Source organism: Paraburkholderia sacchari (assembly GCF_000785435.2).
Lineage (GTDB): Bacteria > Pseudomonadota > Gammaproteobacteria > Burkholderiales > Burkholderiaceae > Paraburkholderia > Paraburkholderia sacchari.
The window spans coordinates 137,342-158,713 of record NZ_JTDB02000006.1 but is presented as its reverse complement, the minus strand read 5'-3'; the positions used below and the strand labels follow the sequence as shown (position 1 = coordinate 158,713).

Here is a 21,372-nt window from a genome sequence, read left to right as displayed (position 1 = left end):
GTTCGCCTTATTGTGAAACGTCTTTGCCGAAATACTTTTGCGAGATTTTCGCGTAGGTGCCGTCGGCCTTGATGTCGGCGAGCGCCTTGTTGACGGCCTTGACCAGTTCGGGGTTGCCCTTGCGCAGCAGCACGCCCGACTGATCGTCGTCGGAAGACGTGTCGATGGCGGCGATCTTGAGCTTCGCGTCCGGCTTGTGCTTCTGGAAGTCGAGGAACGAGAGCGAGTCGTTGACGGTCGCGTCGACGCGGCCCGATGTCAGCAGATCGATCGATTCGTTAAAGCCCTGAACCGGCACGACGTCAGCACCATGCGACGCGGCGAGCTTGCCGAAGTTGCTGGTCAGCGTGTTGGCGGACTTCTTGCCCTTCAGGTCGTCGAAGGAATGAATGTTCGTGTTGTCCGAGCGCACGATCAGAACGGCATGCGTCGAGATATACGGCGTCGAAAAATCATACTTGACCTTGCGCGCGTCGGTGATCGAAACCTCGTTGATCACGGCGTCGTAGCGATTGACGTCGAGGCCGGCGATCAGGCCATCCCACTTGCCTTCGACGAACTGCGGCTTCACGCCAAGCCGATGTGCGATCGCTGTGGCGATATCGACGTCGAAGCCGGTCAGCTTGCCCGCTTCGTCGTGGTAAGTGAACGGCGCGTAGGTGCCTTCAGTGCCGACACGGAACACGCCGGACGACTTGACCTGCGCGAGCTCGTCGGCAGCAAGGGCTGGCGCCGCGGCAACGACCGATAGCAGGGCGGCAAGAAGAGCGGAGCGGATGACTTTCATGATTGAAATATTCTCGGTGAGCGTTTCGTTGGCGGCATCAAAGGTGAGTCGACGGATTCTACTGGCTGCGAATGTGACTGCCAAACAGACACATTCGCTATGCATATGCCCGGGTGGAATATAACGACGGATATGACATAACGGACACGCCACGAAGGAATACGGCGATCGGCGCGCACGTGGATCAGGAGCCGGGCCGGGTACGCGGCCACTCGACGCGACGAGTATAGAAGTGCGCCCATCTATGACTGACGCATTTGTTTTGGGTTGCTTATCATCACTGCGATTCCCCTCGCTCAGACGCGCATAGCGACACGTGTCGCCCCTCGCACTGCTGGACATCGGGCAGTGAATCAGCAGCCAGGTGTTGCTGAGCCAGCAGCCTGGGCGGCGGCTGACTGGCCACGTGCACGCCTGCTCTCCAACGGACGATTGGCATGGCTTCTGCTTAATAGATAAAGAACGAGCTCGATCGCGAGCCGCCAATCAAGCTGATATCTGGAGCACATATGACCGCTTTGAATCTCGCCAGCACGGGGACCGTTACGCCCGCTTTATCTCTCGGTACGGATTACGAGCGCCTTGCCTCAAGGTTTCGGCCTATCTTCGCTCGCATTGCGGAGGGGGTTCTGGAACGTGAAAGGGATCGCAGGCTGCCTCATGAACAGATCGAATGGCTCAAGGCCGCTGGGTTCGGCGCGGTGCGTGTGCCGCTCGAGCTTGGTGGCGCGGGGGCTTCACTGCCGCAGTTGATTGAACTTCTCATCGAACTGGCCGAGGCGGACTCGAACCTCCCACAGGCGCTGCGCGGCCACTTCGCGTTCGTGGAGGATCGGCTCAATGCCGAGCCGGGGCCGGCTCGCGATGTCTGGTTCAAGCGCTTCGTAGCGGGCGAACTGGTCGGCAATGCCTGGACCGAGGTCGGCAGCGTAGAGATCGGCGATGTGATCACTCGCGTGTCGCGTGACGGCGAACGCTGGGTCGTCAACGGCGAGAAGTACTACAGTACGGGCAGCATCTTCGCCGACTGGATTGATGTATTTGCGCGTCGCGATGACACGGGCGAAGACGTCATCGCGGCCGTACGGGCAAGGCAGCCCGGCGTGACGCATCGCGACGACTGGGACGGTTTCGGCCAGCGTACAACGGGCAGCGGTACGACCACGTTCGTGTCGGCCGAGGTGGACGAGATCGACATCATCGATTTTTCGACGCGCTTCAAATATCAGACCGCGTTCTACCAGCTAGTGCTGCTGGCCGTGCTCGTGGGCACGGGTCGCGCCGCGCTGCGGGACATCTCGCAGGAGGTGCGTTTGCGCCGGCGCATCTTCAGCCACGGCAATGCTCCGTCCTTCGCGCAGGACGCGCAGATTCAACAGGTCGTGGGGCAGGTCTCGTCGCTCGTATTCGCGGCCGAGGCCGCGGCCGTGCGCGCGGCGCAGGCTTCACAGCGCGCGTATGAAGCGCGTTTCGGCGGCAACGAGCAGGCCGAACATGCTGCGAATGTCGACGCCGAACTGGACTCCGCGCGCGGCCAGAGCGCGATTGCCGATCTCGTGCTGCGCGCGACCACGCTGCTGTTCAACGCGCTCGGCGCATCGGGCACGAGCGAGCAGAAGCGTCTCGACCGCCACTGGCGCAACGCCCGCACGGCGGCCTCGCATAATCCGGTCGTGTTCAAGGAGCGCATCGTTGGCGACCGCGAAATCAACGGCACCGAGCCGCCCTATGTCTGGGCGATCGGCGCCGGTCCCGCGGTGGCGCAGAAGGCGGCCTGAGCGAGGCAGTGCTGCGCCGTCCAGCGGACGGCGCTATTTCAGCGCTGCGATTTCCTTCGTGCGGATCAGCCGCGCACGCAAGACATTGCGGCTGATCCCGAGCAGCTTCGCTGCCTGAATCTGGTTGCGGTGGCTGTACTCGAACGCCGTGCGCATCACCATGTCCTCGATCTGCTCGAAGAGATTCTCGTGCTCGCCGTTGAAGAGTTCGAGCAGGGCGGATTCGAGTGCATGATGCGGACCGCTCGGCGCGCTTGCGACAGCCGGGGCCGCGATGCCGGACGAGAACAGGTGCAGGTCGCAGTCCTGCAGGGCGTCGTGGCGACTCACCAGCAACGCATGATGGATCACGTTCTCGAGTTCCCGAATGTTGCCAGGCCAGCTGTACGCGAGCAGCTTTTGTTCGGCGCGCGGTGAGATCGCGCCGGGCCCGTAACCGAGTCGGCTGCGGTAGTCCTCGATGAAGTAGCGGGCGAGCGGAAGGATGTCGCCGGGACGCTCGCGCAGCGTTGGAATCGCGAGTTGCACCACGTTGAGCCGGTAGAAGAGGTCACTGCGGAAATGACCGGCTGCCACAGCGTGCTGCAGATGCACGTTCGTCGCCGCCACGACGCGCACGTCGATCGGGATGCCGCTGCGGGAACCGAGCCGCACGACCTCGCGCTCCTGCAGCACGCGCAGCAGCTTTACCTGCATCGAGAGCGGCAAGTCGCCAATCTCGTCGAGGAACAGCGTGCCGCCATTGGCCGCTTCGAACCAGCCCGGCTTGGCGTTGAACGCGCCGGTGAAGGCGCCTTTCTCGTGCCCGAACAGTTCGCTTTCGACTAGCGTTTCAGAGAACGCGCCGCAGTTGACGGCGACGAACGGCTTGTCGCGCCGCTCGCTCAGGCTGTGCACGTGGCGCGCCACCAGTTCCTTGCCGGTGCCGGTCTCGCCGATGATCAGGATGTTCGCGTCGCTCGGCGCGACCAGCTGGATGCGCTCAAGCAGGTCGAGTGAACGCGGATCGACGAACACCTGCGCGCGTGCGCGGATCGAGGTGGTCAGCGAATGCTTGTTCGGCAAGGTGAGGAGGGGGACGTGGCGGTCGGCTTCGGCATCGGCGGACCATGCGTGGGGGAGCGTGTGGTTCATGAGTAGAAGCTCGGCGTGGGATAGGTTCGGTTGAGCGCCCACTCGCCGATCTCGCGGATCTTGTAGGCGAGTGGATCATGCAGCGTATGGGTGCGCAAATTGCGCCAGTGGCGGTCGAGCCGCAGCTCGCCATGGGTCGCGCGAGCACCGGTGACATCGAACATGCGGGTACAGATGTCGTGACCCGTTTGGGCGGCAGCGACCTTCGCGCTCGCAACCGTCAGCGCCACCTCGCCGCGTTCGTTCGCCGCGAGCCGGGTGCCGCGCGACCATGCCTTGTCCAGCCCGGCGGCGGCCCGGTCCGCGAGCGCGCGTGCGGCTTCCAGTCCGAGCCAGAACTCGCCGTACTGGCTCAGGATGTAGGGGTCCTCGCCGGTGCTCGCCACCTTCGAGGCGGGCCAGGGCCGCGCCTCGTTGAGCGTGTAATGACGCGCATCGTCGAACGCCGCCTCGGCAATGCCGAGGTAGATGTTCGTCAGGATCAGTTGCGCGATGAGCGGCCGCAGCCCCGCGAACGGCGACGAGAAGGGACCCGGGTCCGCGAGCAGTTCGTGGTGCTCGACACGGACCTGTTCGAGCGTGACCGAGCCGCTGTCGGTCTGGCGCTGGCCGAAATTGTTCCAGTCGTCCGCGATCGAGATGCCGCTTCGCTGGGTTGGCACGGCGGCAACGAGATAAGCGCGCGTTTCCGCGTGCCGCGCGCAGACGATCAGCATTTCCGAGTCGAGTGCGCCCGAGCAGAAGCTCTTCTGCCCGCTGAATTCGAACCACGCGTCACGCGCATGGCCAATGGTGCGTTCGTCGAGCGGATTGAGCGCATTGCCCCAGAACCACCGGTGCCGCGAAGTTTGTTCGAACAGCGCCTGCCATTGCGCGGGTGAGCCGAACAAGCGAACCGTGGCCAGCATCAGGTGACGGAAGCCGAACACGTGCGCGAGCGAACTGTCGGCGCGCGCAAGCGTGCGCACGACGTCGAGCGTCGTGCGCCAGGTCGCGCCGAGTCCGCCATGCACGGTGGGGATGCTCAATGCGAGCAGGCCGCTTGCGCGCAGGGCGTCGCGTTCCGCTTTCGGCGTGCCGCCGCGCGCGTCGCGCTCCGCAGCGGTTTGCGCGAAGCGTTTGGCAAGACGCCGGGCGATGCTCAGCGGCGACGCGTCCGGCAGGTCGGGCCCGATGGGCTCTGGCGTCTCGGTCAGCGGCAACGATAGAGAAATGGATGCCATTGCAGTGGGTTCGGGTGAAGCAGCACCGCACGCGCGGGCGTGCTGCAGGGTCAGCACAGTGTCGAGGGTTTTGGGCGGCGAGAGAAGCAAGCAATTCTCATAACCTAATCAGCCTGCTGCGCTAGCAGCAACGCGACGCGAAGCCATGCGTCTTGCGTCGTTCCATTCATGTGATGAACCAGCACTGCTGCGTGGGCAGCAGTGAACAAGCAGCACTGTTGCCGGTGCTTCAGCACATCCCGGCATATCGATCCGAGCGTCGTCGGGATGTGCTTATCAGGTGCAGTTTCGCTTCCCGGAAGGCCGCTTGACGACGAAAACCGCTGCTATGCCAGCCGTTTTGCCATGAGCGGTCGGTTCTCGCGATTTGGCACGGTCTTTGCCTTTAGCTCATGACGGGACCGTTCAAACACGTCTTGATTCAAGAAGGAATCCTTATGAGCAAGAAACACAAGATCATGGCAGTGTCGGGCAGCTTGCAGCGACCGTCGCGCACGCTGCCGATCGACGTCTATGCATCAGAAAGCGATTTCGATCGCTACGAGATCGCGAGCGAGGCCTTGCGGCCCCGCATCGCGCTTTCCGTCGAACGCGCCACGCCGCAATTGCGTGCACGCGCGGAAAACGTCACCGCGGCGCTTGCCGCCTGAATTCACCGTTATCGAGGAACCTTCAATGAGCCAGACTTCCCACACCAACGACGCCGTCAAATTCGCCTACTGGGTGCCGAACGTAAGCGGCGGCCTCGTCGTCAGCACGATCGAGCAACGTACTGACTGGAGCCTCGACTACAACCAGCGTCTCGCGCAGGCCGCGGAGCGCGCGGGCTTCGAGTACGCGTTGAGCCAGATCCGCTTCACGGCCGGCTATGGCGCCGAGTATCAGCACGAGTCGGTATCGTTCAGCCAGGCGCTGCTGCAATCGACCACGAAGCTCAAGGTGCTCGCGGCGATCCTGCCGGGGCCGTGGCATCCGGCCGTGGTCGCCAAGCAGATCGCCACCATCGATCACATCTCGAACGGCCGCATTGCGATCAACGTGGTCAGCGGCTGGTTCAAGGGCGAGTTCACCGGGATTGGCGAGCCGTGGCTCGAACACGACGAGCGATATCGCCGCTCGAACGAATTCATCCGCGCGCTCAAGGGCATCTGGACCGAGGACAACTTCACGTTCAAGGGCGACTTCTATCGCTTCAACAACTACACGTTGAGTCCTAAGCCGGTGCAGAAGCCCCATCCGGAGATCTTCCAGGGCGGCAGCTCGCGCGCGGCGCGCGACAACGCGGCGAGCGTATCGGATTGGTACTTCACGAACGGCAACACGCCCGAGAATCTCAAGGCGCAGATCGACGATATCCGCGCGAAGGCAGCGCAGAATAATCACCAGGTGCGCATCGGCGTGAATGCTTTCGTGATCGCGCGCGACACGGAAGAGGAAGCGAAGGCCGTGCTCGACGACATCATCAAGCACGCACACGTCGAAGCCGTGCACGCGTTCGGCGACGCGGTCAAGGAAGCCGGCAAGGCGTCGCCGGAAGGCGAGGGCAACTGGGCCAAGTCGACCTTCGAGGATCTCGTCCAGTACAACGACGGCTTCCGCACGAACCTGATCGGCACGCCGCAGCAAATTGCGGAGCGCATCGTCGAACTCAAGTCGATCGGCGTCGATCTCGTGCTGACCGGCTTCCTGCATTTCATCGAGGAAGTCGAGTATTTCGGCGAGAAGGTGCTGCCGCTCGTGCGCGAGCTGGAAGCGCAGCGGCAGAAGCAGGCCGCCTGACGCAAGCGGCGGCGGAGCGCGGCCGGGCGCGCGAGCAGACCCGGCCGCATGGAAAACCACAACGGCACCCCAAAGGTGAATCAGCATGACGCAAGCCTCGACGGCCCTGCTCGCGCTCGACGGCATTTCCGTGTCGTTCGGGGGCGTCAAGGCCATTACCGATATCAGTTTCGAAGTCGCCGCGGGCGAGATTTGCGCGCTGATCGGCCCGAATGGCGCGGGCAAGAGTTCGCTGCTGAACGTGATCAATGGCGTATATCGTCCGCAGCACGGCACGCTGCGCTTCGATGGCCATGCCTACCGGCGCATGGACGCGCACGACGCTGCGCATCGCGGTATCGGGCGCACCTTCCAGAACCTGGCGCTGTTCCGCCGCATGAGCGTGTTCGAGAACGTTCTGACCGGTCGCAACTTGCATCGTCGCAGTACCTGGCTCGAGCAGACGCTGCACGTGGGCCGGGCTGCACGCGACGAAGCCGAACAGCGTGAGCGGGCGCAACGCGTGATTGAAGCGCTGGATTTGCAGCCGTGGCGCGACAGCGTAGTGGGCACCTTGTCCTACGGGTTGCAGAAGCGGGTCGAGCTGGCGCGCGCGCTGGCCGCGGAACCGCGCCTGCTGCTGCTCGACGAGCCCATGGCCGGCATGAACGCCGAGGAGAAGCACGCGATGGCCGGGTACGTGCTGGACGCCAACGCGCATCTCGGCGTCACAGTCGTGCTGATCGAGCACGACATCGGCGTGGTGATGGGTCTGTCCGATCACGTGGTGGTGCTCGATTACGGCAAGAAAATCGCCGATGGCAGGCCCGACGAAGTGCGCACGAATCCGGACGTGCTGGCTGCCTATCTCGGCACACGTCACTGAAGGAGCGCGAACATGGGATTCTTTATCGAGGTGCTGGTGGGCGGGCTGCTCGCCGGCGTGATGTATTCGCTGGTCGCGATCGGCTTCGTGCTGATCTATAAGGCGTCGGGCATTTTCAACTTCGCGCAGGGCTCGCTCGTGCTGTTCGGTGCGCTGACCTACGTCAGCCTCGTCGAGCGCGGCTGGAACCCGTGGCTTTCGTTCGGCGCGACGCTGGCCGCGCTCGTGCTGATCGCTATCGCGACGGGCCGCTTCGTGCTGCGCCCGCTCGTCAATCGGGCGCCGATCGTGCTGTTCATGGCCACCCTCGGCCTGAGCCTGATTCTCGAAGGCGCGGCGCAGCTCTTCTGGGGCGCGCAGGTGCACGGGCTCGATCTCGGCATCGACGACCGGCCGCTGCACCTGGCCGGTGTGATGGTCAGCCGCTTCGACCTGTTCGCGGCGGCGACCGCGGGCGTGCTGGTGCTCGTGCTCTCGCAGCTTGCCAGGCGCTCGCGCTTCGGCCTCTCGCTGCGTGCCGTGGCCGACGATCCGCTTGCCGCGTTCGCGGTCGGCGTGCGGCTGCCGCGCATCTGGGCGATCGTCTGGGCGCTGGCGGGCTTCGTCAGCCTGGTCGCGGGTCTGCTCTGGGGCGCGCGCCTCGGCGTGCAATTTTCGCTCTCGCTTGTCGTGCTCAAGGCGTTGCCGGTGCTGATCATCGGCGGCTTCTCGTCGATCGGCGGCGCAATTGCTGGTGGCCTGCTGGTCGGTGCAACGGAAAAGCTGGCCGAGGTCTATGGCGGAACGGTGATCGGCGACGGGATCGAGAACTGGTTCCCCTATCTGCTTGCGATGCTATTCCTGCTCGTGCGCCCGTCCGGCCTGTTCGGCGAGGCGTCGGTCGAGCGCGTTTGAGGAAACACTGATGGAATTGACCCGTACCCTTGCCGAACCGCGCCGCCTGAACCTCCGCCAGCTGGCCGCGCCGCTTGCGGCCGCGCTCGTCGCGTTCGCGTGCGTGCCGCTTGTGGCGAACGACTACTGGCTGAACGCGATCCTCGTGCCGTTCCTGATCCTGTCCGTCGCCGGACTCGGCCTGAATTTCCTGACCGGCTATGCGGGGCAGTTGTCGCTCGGCTCGGCCGCGTTCATGTCGATCGGCGCCTATGCGACTTATAACCTGCTCGTGCGCGTACCCGCGCTGCCGCTGCCGGTCGACCTGCTTCTCGGCGGCTTGATCAGCGCCGGGGCCGGCGTGTTGTTCGGCCTGCCGAGCCTGCGTATCAAGGGCTTCTATCTGATCGTCTCGACGCTCGCTGCACAGTTCTTCGTGGTCTGGCTGTTTACGCGGGTGGGCTGGTTCTCGAACTACGACACCTCGGGCGTGCTGAGCGCGCCGCAACTCGCGATCGGCCACTGGCGCATTGACACGCCGGTGTCGCGCTACCTGTTCGTGCTCGGTGTTGCAACCGTGCTGTTCGCATTCGGCGCGAGCCTCGTGCGCAGCGAACTGGGCCGGCGCTGGATGGCCGTGCGCGACATGGAGGCCGCCGCGCGCGTTATCGGCATTCCGGTGGGGCGCAGCAAGCTGCTGGCCTTCGCGCTGAGCTCCTTCGTGCTCGGTATCTCGGGCGCGCTGTGGGCTTTCGCCTATCTCGGCACGATCGAACCCGATGGCTTCAACTTGAACGTCTCGTTTCAGGTGCTCTTCATCATCATCATCGGCGGCATGGGCAGTATCTCGGGCAACTTGCTGGGCGCGGCCTTCATCGTGCTGCTGCCGATCCTGTTGTCGAACGCGGCGGGTGCGCTGGCGCAGGTGGGCATGGGCGCGGACCAGATGCAGAACCTGCAGAAGATCGTCTTCGGCACGCTGATCATCGTCTTTCTGATCAAGGAACCCGAAGGCCTCGCGCGACTCGTGCTGATCGCTCGTCAACGCCGGACGAAGCAATCCTGATCTGTTCGTTTTTCTGTTTCTTTGGTGCTTTTATAATTCATGGAATATTTTGTTATGCAAAATAATGATGTTGATCTCGCTCGTGCACTTCGTACGAAGTGGGGAAAATGGTCCTCGGCTTTCGTGGCCGCGCTTGCACTGACGGTCAGTGCCTTGCCTCAGGCGCATGCCGCCGGAGAGGAATATTTTCCGCTGCAAAGCTACCGCGTCGGCCCTTATGCGGCTGGCGGCAGCGGCTTCTTCGGCGGCTTCATCGACTATCTCCAGCTGATCAACGCGCGCGACGGCGGCGTCAACGGCGTGAAGCTCGTATGGAAGGAGTGCGAGACCGAATACGTCGTGGAGAAGGGCGTCGAGTGCTATGAGCGCCTGAAGAGCGGCGGTCCCGGCGGCGCACCTACGGCGGCCACGAACCCGTTGTCGGTCGGCATCGCCTACGCGACGCTCGACCGTTCGACGGCCGACAAGATTCCGCTCATCACGATCAACCACGGCCGTACCGATTCGACCGACGGGGCGGTGTTCCCCTATGTGTTCCCGCTGCAGCTGAATCCGTACAGCGAGGTCTCGGCGATCGTCAACTACATTGGGCAACGCTCGGGCGGCCTGGCCGCACTCAAGGGCAAGAAGATCGTCGTGCTGTATCACGGTTCTCCGTACGGACGCGAGACGATTCCTGTCGTTGACCTGCTCGCGAAGAAGTACGGTTTCGACGTGACCCAGATCGAGGTTCCGCACCCCGGCAACGAACAGGGCTCGCAGTGGCTGAAGATTCACCAGATCAATCCCGACTGGGTGATTCTGCGCGGCTGGGGCGTGATGAACCCGGTGGCGATCAAGACCGCGCAGAAGGTTGGCTATCCGGTCGACCACATCATCGGCAACATCTGGAGCAACTCTGAGGAAGACGTGCGTCCGGCGGGCGACGCGGCCAAGGGCTTCATCTCGATCACGACGCACCCCTCGGGCACGGACTACCCGGTGCTGCAGGCGATCAACCAGTACGTGGTCAAGCCGGGTAACGGCAACCTCAAGGACCCCGCGCGCTTTGGCACGGTCTATTACAACCTGGGCGTGGTGAACGGCATCCTGAACGTCGAAGCGGTGCGCGTCGCCCAGCGCAAGTTCGGCAACAAGCCGCTGACGGGTGAACAGGTGCGTTGGGGCTTCGAGCATCTGGATCTCGACGATGCACGCCTCAAGCAGCTCGGCGCACTCGGCCTCGTCCAGCCACTCAAGCTGACCTGCGCAGACCACGAAGGCGGCGGCGCCGTGCGCTTCCAGCAATGGGACGGCCAGAAGTGGAACGTGATCAGCAACTGGGTGCAGGCCGATCGCGCGCTGCTGCGTCCGATCATCGAAAAGTCGGCCCTGTCATACGCGAAGGAAAAGGGCCTTACGCCGCGCGATTGCAGCAAGGACCTCTGACATGGTGAGCATCCCGATCCTGCAGGTCGATGAGATCGCAGTGACCTACAGCCAGATCGTCCCCGCCTTGCGCGGGGTGTCGCTGGCGGTGCCCGAGGGTGCGATCGTCGCGCTGCTCGGCGGCAACGGCGCGGGCAAGACGACGACGCTCAGGGCGATCTCGAGCCTCGTGCGCGCCGAACGCGGCGAACTGACCGCAGGACGCATAGCGTTTCGCGGCGAGGATGTCACGCGCGTCGAGCCCTGGACGCTGGTCGAGCACGGGCTGGCGCAGGTGCTCGAAGGGCGGCGCTGCTTTGCGCATCTCTCGGTCGAGGAAAACCTGCGGATCGGGTCGTTCGCGCGGCGGCCGCGGCGCGCTCAGATCGAGGCGGACCTCGAGCGGATCTACGCGATCTTTCCGCGTTTGAAGGAGAAACGGCGGACGCCGGCGGGGTTGGCGTCGGGTGGCGAGCAGCAGATGGTGGCGATCGGCCGGGCGTTGATGGCGCGTCCTTCGCTCGTGCTGCTCGACGAGCCGTCGATGGGCATCGCGCCGCTGGTGGTCGAGGAAATCTTCGAGACCGTTGCCGCGCTCAACCGCGATGAAGGCGTGAGTTTCCTGCTCGCCGAGCAGAACGCGACGATGGCGCTGCGTTATGCGCAGCATGGTTATGTGCTCGAAGGTGGGCGCGTGGTGGCACAGGGCGCAGCGGTCGAACTCGAGCGGTCCGATGTGCTGCACGACGCGTATCTCGGGGGCAAGCCCGCCGATTACACTTCGCGCGCCAGGCGTGCGCGTCACGCCGTGTTTGTCTGAGGCGAGAGTGGTTGCGACGGCGGGGCGCATAGGCCGCATCCGCTGTCGCCCCGATGCCGGCTGTTGCCCTGCCAACACCTTATAGCCAGCATGTTGTTGGTAACGCAGACGCGAAGCATAGGCATCTGCCCTGGCTTCCGGCCGAAACATCCCGGGAATAAAAAACAAAAAGCAAAAACAAGGGTTTGCGGCAAATTCGAAAAACGCATAAACATTCGGGAAACAATTGGTAGGGCGCCGTGAGGTCATTTCATACACTGCGAAACATCTGGCGATTGCTGATTATTCAGCCGGTGTTGCTCCAGCAACATCCTTTCGCTCCTGCGTCGCAGGCCGCCTCGGGGAAGCAACCGCGCGTGACAAGCTCCGCCGGGATCATCGGGCGTGCCGGGCGCGGCTTCACTTATCGGGTGCCTGTTCCATGTCGTCTGTTATCAATCTGGTTGTCGTCAGCGGCAGTCCCTTTCGTCCCTCGCGGACCGATGTCCTGTTGAACGCACTTTCCGCGGCGCTAGAGCGAGTGCTACCGGTTCGCACGAGGGTGGTCGCGCTGGCCGACATCGCTGCGGATATCGGCACCGTGTTGTCGCGCGAGCGCCTCCCTGGTCATGTTGAGGATGAGCTGCGTGCGATCGAGCAGGCCGACATCCTGCTAGCCGGCGCTCCGGTGTACCGTGGTTCGCTCCCCGGGCTGTTCAAGCACCTGTTCGACCTGATCGGCATTGATGCGCTCGCGGGCAAACCTGTGTTGATTGCGGCAACCGGCGGGAGCCAGCGGCATGCATTGGTGGTCGATCATCAACTGCGGCCCCTGTTCAGTTTCTTTCAGTCACTGGTTCTGCCAACGGGCGTCTACGCCACGCCCGACGATTTCACGGATTACGACATCACGGATTCCGCACTGAAGTCACGGATCGAACTGGTCATCGATCAAGCTCTGCCGGTGCTCAACGGCCTGTTCCCGGATGCCCGTTTCCGCTCGGCTGAGACGCTCGCCGCCTGATATCCGAGGATCAATCATGTCCGCACAAATCGAACTCTTGCCATCTTCACATGCGGAACTGGTGCGTGAGCTGACGCAAGGATTCGCATCAAGCGCCATCGAACGCGATCAAAGGGGCGGCACGCCAAAGGCCGAACGCGACGCAATCCGCGTTAGCGGCCTGCTCGCGCTGTCGATTCCGCGACAGTACGGCGGACAAGGCGCGAACTGGGAAACCACGCTAGATGTGGTTCGCTCGTTTGCTCGGGCCGACAGCTCGATCGCGCATGTGTTTGGCTTTCATCATCTGTTGTTAGCGACTGTTCGCCAGTTTGGTCGTCCAGACCAGTGGGAGCCGTGGTTCGAACAAAGCGCGCAGAAAAACTGGTTCTGGGGCAACGCGCTCAATCCTCTCGATACGCGGACTGTGGTCCAGCAGTTCGGCAACTGGTATGAATTTTCGGGGAAGAAGAGCTTCTGCTCGGGCGCGCTGGATTCGGAAATGCTGGTGGCGTCGGGCCTGCATGTGCAAAGCGGCAGATTACTGATCGGCGCGATACCGACCTCGCGTACCGGCATCACGCTATACCACGACTGGAATTGCTTCGGTCAGCGCCAGACGGACAGCGGCAGCGCGCTGTTCGAGAAGGTACGCGTGGAGGAGAGTGAGTTGCTGCTCGACCCCGGACCGCTCAGTACACCGTTTGCGTGCCTGCGTCCTTTGCTCGCCCAGTTGATCTTCGTCCATATGTTCCTCGGCATCGCCGAGGGGGCATTCGAGGAGGCGAAGCACTACACGCTGAACGAATCCCGCCCCTGGTTCAAGTCGCCGGTGAAACAGGCTAGCAAGGATCCCCATACGTTGCGCCATTACGGCGAGTTCTGGGTGGGTCTGGAATCCGTTCGGCTGCTGCTCCAACAAGCAGTGCGTCGCTTTGACGACGCCTGGGCACGCGGCGAGGCACTTGACGAGGCGGGGCGCGGCCGCGTGGCGGTAGCGGTCGCCACAGCCAAAGTGGCTGCGACGCGTAACGGGCTCGATCTCAGCAGCCGGTTGTTCGATGTGGCAGGCGCGCGCTCCACGCATGGCGCATTGCGGCTCGACCGCTTCTGGCGCAACCTGCGTACGCAGACGCTGCACGATCCGGTCGACTACAAACTGCAGGAACTGGGAGATTGGGCGGTCAACGACGAATTCCCTGAACCCTCGTTCTATTCGTGAGTGTTTGCCATGCAAGTCCTGTCGCGTTGGCCAGGGGCGGCCGAAACGAATGCGGTACCGGAGGACTGGATCTTCGAGGATCCCCGCTCCAGGGCGCTGCTTGCCGAAATCGAGCAGGTCGCGCCCAGCGATGCGAGCGTACTGATCAGCGGTGAGGCGGGCACTGGTAAGGAATTGGTCGCGCGTTATATCCACAGCCACAGCCTGCGCCGTCATGCGCCGTTCCTGACGGTGAGCTGCGGGGCGTTTTCCGGGGCGCAGGTAGAAGTCGAACTGTTCGGCCACGAGAGCGGCGCGTTCGCCGGCGCCTTTGGCAGCCAGATCGGACGTCTCGAGCAGGCCAACGGCGGCACGCTGTTTCTCGACGAGATTGACGATTTGCCGCCACTCGTCCAGACCAGGCTGCTGCGGGCCCTCAAGGGCCGGGAAGTGATCCGTCTGGGCGGTCAGCAGGGGATTGCAGTGGATGTACGGATCCTGGCGTCGACCACCGGCCGGTTTGCCGAGCGGATGACCACGGGGCAGTTCCGCACGGATCTGTATTACCACCTTAACGTCGTCAACCTGGAGATGCTGCCGCTGAGTGAACGGCCGGGAGATATCGTGCCGCTCGCGCGTTATTTCATCAAGGAATACAGCCGGCAGCTTAACTACAGCGGCGCGTCGCTGACGCCAGAGGCCGAGCGAGCGATCGAGGCGTATCCATGGCACGGCAACGTGCGCGAACTTGAGAACGTCGTGCACCGCACGTTGCTGATGTCGGACGGGGGCGAGATTGATACGACTGATCTGCGCTTTCCCGCGCGCCAGACTTGTCTGCGCGTGGAGCGGCGTGCTGACGCCATACCGGCCTCAGGGCAGGAGGCTTTGCGGCTTGCCGTGCGGCGGCTGTGCGAAGAGAAGCCGGATCATCTGCATCAATTAATCGAGGACAGCATTTTCGACGAGGTATTCGAGTATTGCGGCCAGAGCCAGAGCGAATCCGCGCGCGTGCTCGGAATCAGCCGGAATATTGTGCGGGCCCGGCTGATGCGGGCAAGAGGCATCGGTACACCGCGCCGCAGAGCGGCCGCCGACACACCGGCTATGAAAGAGGATTCAGCATGAGTTTGGAAATTTTCTGGTTTTTGCCGACCTCCGGCGACACGCGCTATCTTGGCACTTCCGATTTCGGAAGGCCGCCGAGCATGGACTATCTGGGGGAGATCGCCGTGGCCGTCGACAATCGCGGTTACGACGGGGTATTGATTCCGACGGGGAGCGGCTGTCTTGATCCCTGGGTCGTGGCCACAAGCATGGTGCCAATCACCCGGCAACTCAAGTTTCTGGTGGCGCTGCGGACTTCACTAGGCGGCCCGACCGCGGCGGCACGCGCGACTGCCACGCTCGATGCGGCCAGCCGTGGACGTCTGTTGCTCAATGTGGTGCCGGGCGGTGACGCAGCGGAACTGGCTGCGGATGGCGTGTTCCTGAGCCACGATGAACGATACGAGGCGGCTGCCGAGTATTTGTCGATCTGGCGCAAGCTGCTGGCCGGCGAGCGTGTCGATTTCGAAGGCAAGCATCACAAGGTGGTCGACGCTCGCAACTTCTTTCCCGGCATACAGCAGCCGCATCCCCCACTGTACTTCGGCGGATCTTCGCCTGCCGCGCACGCGTTGGCCGCCGAGCACGTGGATGTCTATCTGACGTGGGGCGAACCACCAGCGGCCGTGGCGGAAAAGATCGCCGATGTGCGGCGGCGTGCTCGGGCGTTGGGGCGCACGGTGCGCTTTGGCGTGCGGTTGCATGTGATCGTGCGTGAAACGACTGAGGAAGCCTGGGCGGCTGCCAATGACCTGATCCGTTACCTCGATGACGATACTATCGCGCGCATCCAGGAACGCTACGCCAGCATGGATTCCGTCGGACAGCAGCGCATGGCGGCCCTGCATAACGGGCGACGCGACCGGCTCGAGGTCAGTCCGAACCTGTGGGCCGGGGTGGGGCTGGCGCGAGGCGGCGCCGGTACGGCGCTTGTTGGTGATCCCCATATCGTGGCGCAACGCCTCAAGGAATATGTGGACCTTGGCGTCGACCGGTTTGTGCTGTCGGGATATCCGCATCTCGAGGAGGCAATCCGCTTTGCGGAACTGGTATTCCCACTGCTGCCCGGAAAAGAGCCGGTGACTACCGGCGGTCAGTTTACCGGCGGACCTTTCGACGCCAGCACCCTGGCTAGCAGTGACAAGATGGGCTCCCCTGTGGAGGTTGCGAAATGAGCGAGCAGATTGATTCGACATCGAAGACGTCACACTGGGACCACCGTGTCATCGACATGCGCTGCAGACCGGCGTGGCTGCATGACTTTTTCGGTAGGGCGCCGAATTCTGCAGAAAATGCGACGGCGAAGTGGCTGAACGAACGTGTCGGCACGCGCGGCAATCCAGAGCACTATGCTGGATCGCGGCCAGTTCGAGATCTCTTCAGGAAATGTCCCGATATGGCGCTACTAGCGCCGATCGCCGTCGCAATGTCGCGTAATCCGATAGGGCGGAGTGCCCGATCGAGGGAAGCCCGCACGAAGACTGAGTACGCGCATCTTCGGCATCGTGCGCGCATTGTTCGGCAAATGCGGCCACTCCATTCGGCGGCGGGCTCTTTTTCGCGCTGCGCGCACCCTCTACATTGTCGTTGAGCACCGACGCAAGCCGCAGCGCGGCAAGCGGACGGTTCAACCCCATTTTGGAGATTTGTCATGGCCAGGCTCGAAGGAAAAGTCGCGCTCGTTACGGGCGCATCGAAGGGAATTGGCGCGGCGATCGCCACTGCGCTCGCGAAAGAGGGCGCGGCGGTCGTGGTGACGTATGCGAGCAGCAAGGCGGGCGCGTTGGCGGTCGTCGAGCGGATTCAGGAAGCGGGTGGCAAGGCGACGGCCGTGGGCGGCGACGTCTCGCAGCCCGCCGACGCCGCGAAACTCGTGCAAACGGCCATCGACTCCTTCGGCCGGCTCGATATCGTCGTGAACAATTCGGGCGTGTACGCGTTTTCGCCGGTTGAGGACATTACCGCCGAGGAATTCCATCGGCAGTTCAACACGAACGTGCTCGGTCCGCTGCTCGTCACGCAAGCGGCCGTGAAGCACCTTGGCGAAGGCGCGAGCGTCATCAATATCAGTTCGGGCGTCACGCGCATCACGCCGCCCGCTAGCGCGATTTACACCGGCACCAAGGGCGCGCTCGACGCTATCACGAACGTATTGGCGCTGGAGCTCGCCCCGCGCAAGATCCGCGTGAATTCGATCAACCCCGGATACGTGGAAACGGAAGGCACGCATAGCGCGGGCATCACCGGCTCAGACATGGCTTCGGATTTCATTGCGAAGACGCCGCTTGGCCGCGCCGGCCAACCGGAAGATATCGCCGACGTCGCGGTGTTCCTCGCCTCCGACGAAGCGCGCTGGCTGACCGGCGAGCATGTGCTGGCTGCGGGCGGTTTCCGCTGATCGTCAACGCGTGGGCAACGCACGCATTGCATGAATGGCAATCACGCGCCGCTGGCGTTCGCGCGGGCGGCGTTTCTCGCTTTGTTCCTATGCATGAAGAAAAATGACGTACGCGCAGCCGCACGTACTTCGAGAACCTCCACTATAGTCGCGAGAATGCCTGCACCAATCGCCTTCGATTCCATGTCTCCACTCCTACCATCTTTTTGGTTGCCGCAGTCGGGCGATCGACCCTTCTGCGGCACATATTGCTGCCTCGATTACGCGGCCTCTGTGTTTTCGATTCTGAACTCTCCTGATCCCGTGATGGGTGCCCAGCCGTGCACTTCACGATTGGAGGTGCGCGCGGCCTCAATCTCTTGAGCTATGAGGTTCAGGTCGAATGCGACTTGGCCCTCGCGCCAGGGCAGGGTGGACATTTCGATCATACCGACGCCGTCTTTTACGGTGCCGAACGACGACTCAAAATCGAGGAATGCCTCGAGTTCGCGTCGTCCGACGCATCTGTTTTGAATCTTTCGACGAGTCCGAACCGCCGGCGATGTCCACATGGGACGGTCGCGTGAATAGATGAAGTAGTCACCCGCCACACAAAGGACCGATCTTCCGTGCTTGCACTGGGGGTCGTTACGTTGTAACGCAAAGGCTCTCCCAAGGCTCTCCGGGAGCTTATGCCAAAGCTCATAGTAATCCGTTTCAATGCCGATTTCCTCGACGTTGTTTCCGTCAAAGACCATTTGGCCGAAGTCGTCTGTGTCACGTAAGCGATAGTCGATATACCGCGTCCATCTGCAGACGTCGTCCTCGACCGTCGTTGTGCCGCAGAACGCCTCTTGCGTTAATAGTGCATCAAGCTGTTCCTGATTACAGTCAGCCAGGCTTTTAACGTTTGAGAAATCAGGTCGGTCAGGTGCGATGCGTATGTCGGCGTGCCAAAAAGGCGTTTGTAACCAAAACACACGCGTCGTAAAGTCCCAAGGCGCTGTCCCCCGTCGTAGCTTTGATCGTTTCCACACGCCGACATATTCAACGGGCACCGAATTGGTTGTCATGCTGCCTCCGAGAACTCTTCTCGAACTGCGATCGCGATCCGATCAACGTACTCGTTGAACAGCGCTTTACCTTTCTCTGCGCTAGCACCTTGGGCGGGCGAAAGAACACCTGACCTTGGCACCCACGCCTGCTTTGTCGGGTGAACATCGTATGGCGGAAAAACTGCAGCCCGATCATCGACAAGCTCTTCCATTCGGACAAGTTCGGGAAACACATGTAGTCCCATGGAGGTCTCGAGCACCGCCGCATGCTCCAGAGCGAATCCGGGGAATCCGTTCGGGAAACACTTATGGAGCGTCGCTTCGGTGGTGAAGTCCCAATAGTCAAAGCGCATGATTTTCAGATCCGTCAATCCTTCATAACGGAGATCGCGAAGCGCGAGGTCGATGCCCTCAATTACGAAAAACAGGTTCTCGCAATGACCGTTCATTACAGCCAGGTGCTTAGCGCCGTGGCGTCCCAGTTCCTTGACGATGTCGCGAACGACTAACGTCAGCGTTCCACCGTCGAGGCTCGTCGTACCGGGGAAGTGGTTACCGCCACAGTCTTACCTCCAAAACTTCCCTCTGTCGTTTAGTACGCGTTCTTGCGCAACCATTCGATGTAGTCCGCAATACCCTCTTCAATCTGACGGGACGGTTGATAGTCAAGCTCCCTCGATGCGGCCTCGATATTCCAGGGGCCTTGCCTGTCCAGGTGCCAGAAGCCCGGGCCGATATCGATATCAGCATCCGGAAGGGAGCGTTTTACGATGTCGGCCATCTCACGCAGTGAAACGCGAGAACCGCCGGTGATATTGAAGACCGAGCCTTTCACCGCCTTGGCTTTTGACGCAAGGATCGAAGCGCGCGCTACGTCCTCGATGTGGATTAGCTGGAATCGATGTTCACCGCCCGCCGTCATACGGAAGGGCTGGCCTGACAGGACGGCCTTGACCATGTCGCGAGTGACTTGCGGCATCTTGTTACCCGGTCCATATACCTCGGAGACTCGAATCGAGACGACCTCCATCCGGTAAAGGTCGTTGTAAACCTTGCCGAACATCTCCGTGGCGACATGCACACCGTGGCGGTACAGGGAGCCATTCTGGTTCGCACGCGATTCTGAAAAAATAGAAATCGGCTGAAGTGAACTTCGGAAATGGCCGAATCGGTCCATTGCACGCGTGCTTCGCCAAGGCTGGCACATGACTGACAATAAATTTCGCGACAATTCCGCCACGCGGAATCTGCGTATTGAACCGAGAAATTTGAACACCCATAGAGTTGATTCACGAACTCGACACTGTGCGTCGGTGAATCAACCCTTCATCCTGTCCGACCGGGCAGAACAGCTTGAAGAAAAAGAACTGCAAAATGAAAGGAGACAACATCCATTGTGTCAAAGCAACTGATGATGGCTGCCGGATAGCGGTGGCCGTGGTAGAGCGATTTCTTCTTCATGCCGGCATCTTGCTTCACGGCTTCGTCAACGTGACAAAGTCGCCCGTTCCAGAAAATACTTCGGGTATTTCCGAAATGTAGTTCTGAAATCGCAAATACCTCAAACAAAATTGATTACCGAGAATAGGTCTCGCCCGGTACGGGAATTACGAGGAGAGAACGATGAAACAGCGCTGGATAGCAAACGGCCTCGCGGCGCTCGCCTGCGGGATGATGTCGATGGGTGCGCTCGCGGCAGGGGAGCAGGTCGTCATGGTTGGCCTGACCGGCCCGCTGACGGGATCGCAAGCCGCGACCGGCAAGGACGATGAAAACGGCGTACGGCTCGCGATCGAACGCCTGAATGCGAAAGGGCTCGTGATAGGCGGGCAAAAGACGCGCTTCGAGCTGATGTCGATGGACGATGCCGGAGACCCGCGCACCGGCATGGCTGTTGCGCAAAGTCTTGTCGACGCGAAGGTCAAGGTGATCTTCGGTCCGTTCAACTCCGGCGTCGCGATTCCGATCTCCAGCCTCGTCAACAACGCTGGCGTTGTGATGGCGACCGTCGCATCGAATCCGTCGATCACTCAGCGCGGCTACCCGTTCGTCTTCCGGATTTCGGCGAGCGACACGCAGCTCGGCAGCAGAATGGGCGCGTTCGCGGCGAAGAACCTGAGTCTCAAGCGGATCGCCGTCGTCGATGATCGCACGGCCTATGGACAGGGCCTCGCCGACCAGTTCATCAACGCTGCGAAAGAGAACGGCATCGAAATTGTCGCCCGCGAATACACGTCCGACAAAGCCACCGATTTCAACGCGATCCTGACGCACATTAAAGGCAGCAACGCACAGGGGATTTTCTACGGCGGCTACTATGCACAGGCCGGCGCGCTTCGCATGCAGATGAAGCGCCTCGGCATGACCGGCTATCTGCTGGGCGGCGATGCGATGTGCAACGAGGAGCTCGCGAAGGTCGGCGGCAGCTCGGTCGACGCCAGCGTCTACTGCCCGCAGGGCGGCCCCGTGCTGAGCCAGACGCCCGCCGGACGCCAGTTTGCGGCGGACTACGCGAAGCGCTTCAATACCTCGCCGCTCACCTATAGCGCCGCGCTCTACGATGGCGTGAACATCGTCGCGCAGGCCATGGTCAAGGCGGATTCGATCGATCCGGCAAAGTATCGCCCGGTACTCCAGGACATCAAAGCCGATGGGATCTCCGGCCACTACCAGTTCAATCAGGACCGCGATCTGACCGATTCGCCCATCACGATCTACACCTACCGTAACGGCGCCCCCTCGCCGCTCGACCCAGCCGCGAAGTAAAGTGCCGCCGGCACGATCCGCCACGCGGCCTCCACCGCGGCCCCTGTGGCATGCGGCGGCGTCGCGGATCGGGCTGGAGCCGTGCGGGCACAGAAGCGCGTCGAACTGTTACGCTTGCTGATCATACGTTTCGATCAATTCAACATGCGTAA

21 protein-coding genes and 1 pseudogene are annotated in these 21,372 nt (G+C 62.2%); 15 read left to right on the top strand and 7 right to left on the bottom strand.

The window, feature by feature from the left end; genetic code table 11:
- Positions 1-7: 7 nt before the first annotated feature.
- Positions 8-787 carry an amino acid ABC transporter substrate-binding protein gene (locus tag NH14_RS21105; RefSeq protein WP_035529358.1) on the bottom strand — a complete coding sequence of 260 codons (780 nt, stop codon included), beginning with the start codon at positions 785-787 and terminating at the stop codon, positions 8-10.
- 509 nt (positions 788-1,296) lie between these two features.
- Here NH14_RS21105 and NH14_RS21100 point away from each other — a divergent pair.
- Positions 1,297-2,565: an acyl-CoA dehydrogenase family protein gene (locus tag NH14_RS21100; protein WP_052148197.1), complete on the top strand. Its 1,269-nt coding sequence runs from the start codon at positions 1,297-1,299 to the stop codon at positions 2,563-2,565.
- Between the two features lie 33 nt (positions 2,566-2,598).
- On the opposite strand, the gene NH14_RS21095 is transcribed toward NH14_RS21100, so the two are convergent.
- Positions 2,599-3,699 (bottom strand): sigma-54 interaction domain-containing protein, encoded by a 1,101-nt coding sequence (locus NH14_RS21095; protein ID WP_035529360.1) that lies wholly within the window; start codon positions 3,697-3,699, stop codon positions 2,599-2,601.
- Positions 3,696-4,922 carry an acyl-CoA dehydrogenase family protein gene (locus tag NH14_RS21090; RefSeq protein WP_052148198.1) on the bottom strand — a complete coding sequence of 409 codons (1,227 nt, stop codon included), beginning with the start codon at positions 4,920-4,922 and terminating at the stop codon, positions 3,696-3,698. The genes NH14_RS21095 and NH14_RS21090 overlap by 4 nt, the downstream gene beginning before the upstream one ends.
- A gap of 437 nt (positions 4,923-5,359) precedes the next feature.
- On the opposite strand from NH14_RS21090, the gene NH14_RS21085 reads away from it, so the two are divergent.
- The 12 genes from NH14_RS21085 to NH14_RS21030 all read left to right on the top strand — a co-directional run bounded on the left by NH14_RS21085 (position 5,360) and on the right by NH14_RS21030 (position 17,420).
- Complete coding sequence (locus NH14_RS21085) at positions 5,360-5,572, top strand: hypothetical protein (protein ID WP_035529365.1); 213 nt, start codon at positions 5,360-5,362, stop codon at positions 5,570-5,572.
- A 25-nt stretch (positions 5,573-5,597) separates the two neighbouring features.
- Positions 5,598-6,701, top strand: coding sequence for a dimethylsulfone monooxygenase SfnG (gene sfnG / locus NH14_RS21080; protein WP_035529367.1), 1,104 nt, complete (start codon positions 5,598-5,600; stop codon positions 6,699-6,701).
- An 85-nt stretch (positions 6,702-6,786) separates the two neighbouring features.
- Positions 6,787-7,566, top strand: a complete 780-nt coding sequence (locus tag NH14_RS21075) for an ABC transporter ATP-binding protein (protein ID WP_035529370.1) — start codon at positions 6,787-6,789, stop codon at positions 7,564-7,566.
- Positions 7,567-7,578: 12 nt separating this feature from the next.
- Positions 7,579-8,460: a branched-chain amino acid ABC transporter permease gene (locus tag NH14_RS21070; protein ID WP_035529372.1), complete on the top strand. Its 882-nt coding sequence runs from the start codon at positions 7,579-7,581 to the stop codon at positions 8,458-8,460.
- Between the two features lie 10 nt (positions 8,461-8,470).
- Complete coding sequence (locus NH14_RS21065) at positions 8,471-9,505, top strand: branched-chain amino acid ABC transporter permease (protein ID WP_035529374.1); 1,035 nt, start codon at positions 8,471-8,473, stop codon at positions 9,503-9,505.
- 54 nt (positions 9,506-9,559) lie between these two features.
- Positions 9,560-10,933 carry an ABC transporter substrate-binding protein gene (locus NH14_RS21060; protein ID WP_052148199.1) on the top strand — a complete coding sequence of 458 codons (1,374 nt, stop codon included), beginning with the start codon at positions 9,560-9,562 and terminating at the stop codon, positions 10,931-10,933.
- Position 10,934: 1 nt separating this feature from the next.
- Complete coding sequence (locus NH14_RS21055; RefSeq protein ID WP_035529378.1) at positions 10,935-11,732, top strand: ABC transporter ATP-binding protein; 798 nt, start codon at positions 10,935-10,937, stop codon at positions 11,730-11,732.
- Between the two features lie 421 nt (positions 11,733-12,153).
- A complete protein-coding gene (gene msuE, locus NH14_RS21050) occupies positions 12,154-12,735 on the top strand; it encodes an FMN reductase (RefSeq protein ID WP_035529380.1) in 582 nt (193 codons plus the stop codon).
- 16 nt (positions 12,736-12,751) lie between these two features.
- Entirely contained in the window at positions 12,752-13,936 is a 1,185-nt protein-coding gene (locus tag NH14_RS21045; RefSeq protein WP_035529381.1) for an acyl-CoA dehydrogenase family protein, read from the top strand.
- Between the two features lie 9 nt (positions 13,937-13,945).
- Entirely contained in the window at positions 13,946-15,043 is a 1,098-nt protein-coding gene (locus tag NH14_RS21040) for a sigma 54-interacting transcriptional regulator (RefSeq protein ID WP_035529588.1), read from the top strand.
- Positions 15,040-16,197, top strand: a complete 1,158-nt coding sequence (gene ssuD / locus NH14_RS21035; RefSeq protein ID WP_035529385.1) for an FMNH2-dependent alkanesulfonate monooxygenase — start codon at positions 15,040-15,042, stop codon at positions 16,195-16,197. The genes NH14_RS21040 and ssuD overlap by 4 nt, the downstream gene beginning before the upstream one ends.
- A 476-nt stretch (positions 16,198-16,673) precedes the next feature.
- Complete coding sequence (locus NH14_RS21030) at positions 16,674-17,420, top strand: SDR family NAD(P)-dependent oxidoreductase (protein WP_035529387.1); 747 nt, start codon at positions 16,674-16,676, stop codon at positions 17,418-17,420.
- A gap of 41 nt (positions 17,421-17,461) precedes the next feature.
- Here the strand turns inward: NH14_RS21030 and NH14_RS21025 are convergent, their stop codons facing one another.
- The 4 genes and pseudogenes from NH14_RS21025 to NH14_RS21010 all read right to left on the bottom strand — a co-directional run bounded on the left by NH14_RS21025 (position 17,462) and on the right by NH14_RS21010 (position 19,631).
- On the bottom strand, positions 17,462-17,605 hold the full coding sequence (locus tag NH14_RS21025; RefSeq protein ID WP_161790856.1) for a hypothetical protein: 144 nt from the start codon (positions 17,603-17,605) through the stop codon (positions 17,462-17,464).
- A gap of 75 nt (positions 17,606-17,680) precedes the next feature.
- Positions 17,681-18,472 carry a hypothetical protein gene (locus NH14_RS21020; protein WP_084225649.1) on the bottom strand — a complete coding sequence of 264 codons (792 nt, stop codon included), beginning with the start codon at positions 18,470-18,472 and terminating at the stop codon, positions 17,681-17,683.
- A pseudogene (locus tag NH14_RS21015) lies at positions 18,469-19,002 on the bottom strand (creatininase family protein); the annotation flags it as partial. The gene NH14_RS21020 and the pseudogene NH14_RS21015, both read right to left, overlap by 4 nt.
- 44 nt (positions 19,003-19,046) lie before the next feature.
- Positions 19,047-19,631, bottom strand: coding sequence for an NAD-dependent epimerase/dehydratase family protein (locus NH14_RS21010; RefSeq protein WP_161790857.1), 585 nt, complete (start codon positions 19,629-19,631; stop codon positions 19,047-19,049).
- Between the two features lie 176 nt (positions 19,632-19,807).
- On the opposite strand from NH14_RS21010, the gene NH14_RS21005 reads away from it, so the two are divergent.
- The gene (locus tag NH14_RS21005) at positions 19,808-19,996 is read left to right on the top strand and encodes a hypothetical protein (protein ID WP_152617192.1); all 189 of its coding nucleotides are present in this window, start codon (positions 19,808-19,810) and stop codon (positions 19,994-19,996) included.
- An 81-nt stretch (positions 19,997-20,077) separates the two neighbouring features.
- Positions 20,078-21,220, top strand: a complete 1,143-nt coding sequence (locus NH14_RS21000) for a branched-chain amino acid ABC transporter substrate-binding protein (RefSeq protein ID WP_035529393.1) — start codon at positions 20,078-20,080, stop codon at positions 21,218-21,220.
- The last annotated feature ends 152 nt before the right edge of the window (positions 21,221-21,372 follow it).

Bases quoted from the DNA above. Each gene is read 5' to 3' on its own strand.
- NH14_RS21085 (WP_035529365.1), top strand. From the start codon at position 5,360: ATGAGCAAGAAACACAAGATCATGGCAGTGTCGGGCAGCTTGCAGCGA.
- NH14_RS21095 (WP_035529360.1), bottom strand. From the start codon at position 3,699: ATGAACCACACGCTCCCCCACGCATGGTCCGCCGATGCCGAAGCCGAC.
- NH14_RS21065 (WP_035529374.1), top strand. From the start codon at position 8,471: ATGGAATTGACCCGTACCCTTGCCGAACCGCGCCGCCTGAACCTCCGC.
- NH14_RS21045 (WP_035529381.1), top strand. From the start codon at position 12,752: ATGTCCGCACAAATCGAACTCTTGCCATCTTCACATGCGGAACTGGTG.
- NH14_RS21055 (WP_035529378.1), top strand. From the start codon at position 10,935: ATGGTGAGCATCCCGATCCTGCAGGTCGATGAGATCGCAGTGACCTAC.
- sfnG (WP_035529367.1), top strand. From the start codon at position 5,598: ATGAGCCAGACTTCCCACACCAACGACGCCGTCAAATTCGCCTACTGG.
- NH14_RS21105 (WP_035529358.1), bottom strand. From the start codon at position 787: ATGAAAGTCATCCGCTCCGCTCTTCTTGCCGCCCTGCTATCGGTCGTT.
- NH14_RS21020 (WP_084225649.1), bottom strand. From the start codon at position 18,472: ATGACAACCAATTCGGTGCCCGTTGAATATGTCGGCGTGTGGAAACGA.
- NH14_RS21025 (WP_161790856.1), bottom strand. From the start codon at position 17,605: ATGGAATCGAAGGCGATTGGTGCAGGCATTCTCGCGACTATAGTGGAG.
- ssuD (WP_035529385.1), top strand. From the start codon at position 15,040: ATGAGTTTGGAAATTTTCTGGTTTTTGCCGACCTCCGGCGACACGCGC.
- NH14_RS21010 (WP_161790857.1), bottom strand. From the start codon at position 19,631: ATGGACCGATTCGGCCATTTCCGAAGTTCACTTCAGCCGATTTCTATT.
- msuE (WP_035529380.1), top strand. From the start codon at position 12,154: ATGTCGTCTGTTATCAATCTGGTTGTCGTCAGCGGCAGTCCCTTTCGT.
- NH14_RS21060 (WP_052148199.1), top strand. From the start codon at position 9,560: ATGCAAAATAATGATGTTGATCTCGCTCGTGCACTTCGTACGAAGTGG.
- NH14_RS21000 (WP_035529393.1), top strand. From the start codon at position 20,078: ATGAAACAGCGCTGGATAGCAAACGGCCTCGCGGCGCTCGCCTGCGGG.
- NH14_RS21100 (WP_052148197.1), top strand. From the start codon at position 1,297: ATGACCGCTTTGAATCTCGCCAGCACGGGGACCGTTACGCCCGCTTTA.
- NH14_RS21090 (WP_052148198.1), bottom strand. From the start codon at position 4,922: ATGGCATCCATTTCTCTATCGTTGCCGCTGACCGAGACGCCAGAGCCC.
- NH14_RS21030 (WP_035529387.1), top strand. From the start codon at position 16,674: ATGGCCAGGCTCGAAGGAAAAGTCGCGCTCGTTACGGGCGCATCGAAG.
- NH14_RS21040 (WP_035529588.1), top strand. From the start codon at position 13,946: ATGCAAGTCCTGTCGCGTTGGCCAGGGGCGGCCGAAACGAATGCGGTA.
- NH14_RS21075 (WP_035529370.1), top strand. From the start codon at position 6,787: ATGACGCAAGCCTCGACGGCCCTGCTCGCGCTCGACGGCATTTCCGTG.
- NH14_RS21070 (WP_035529372.1), top strand. From the start codon at position 7,579: ATGGGATTCTTTATCGAGGTGCTGGTGGGCGGGCTGCTCGCCGGCGTG.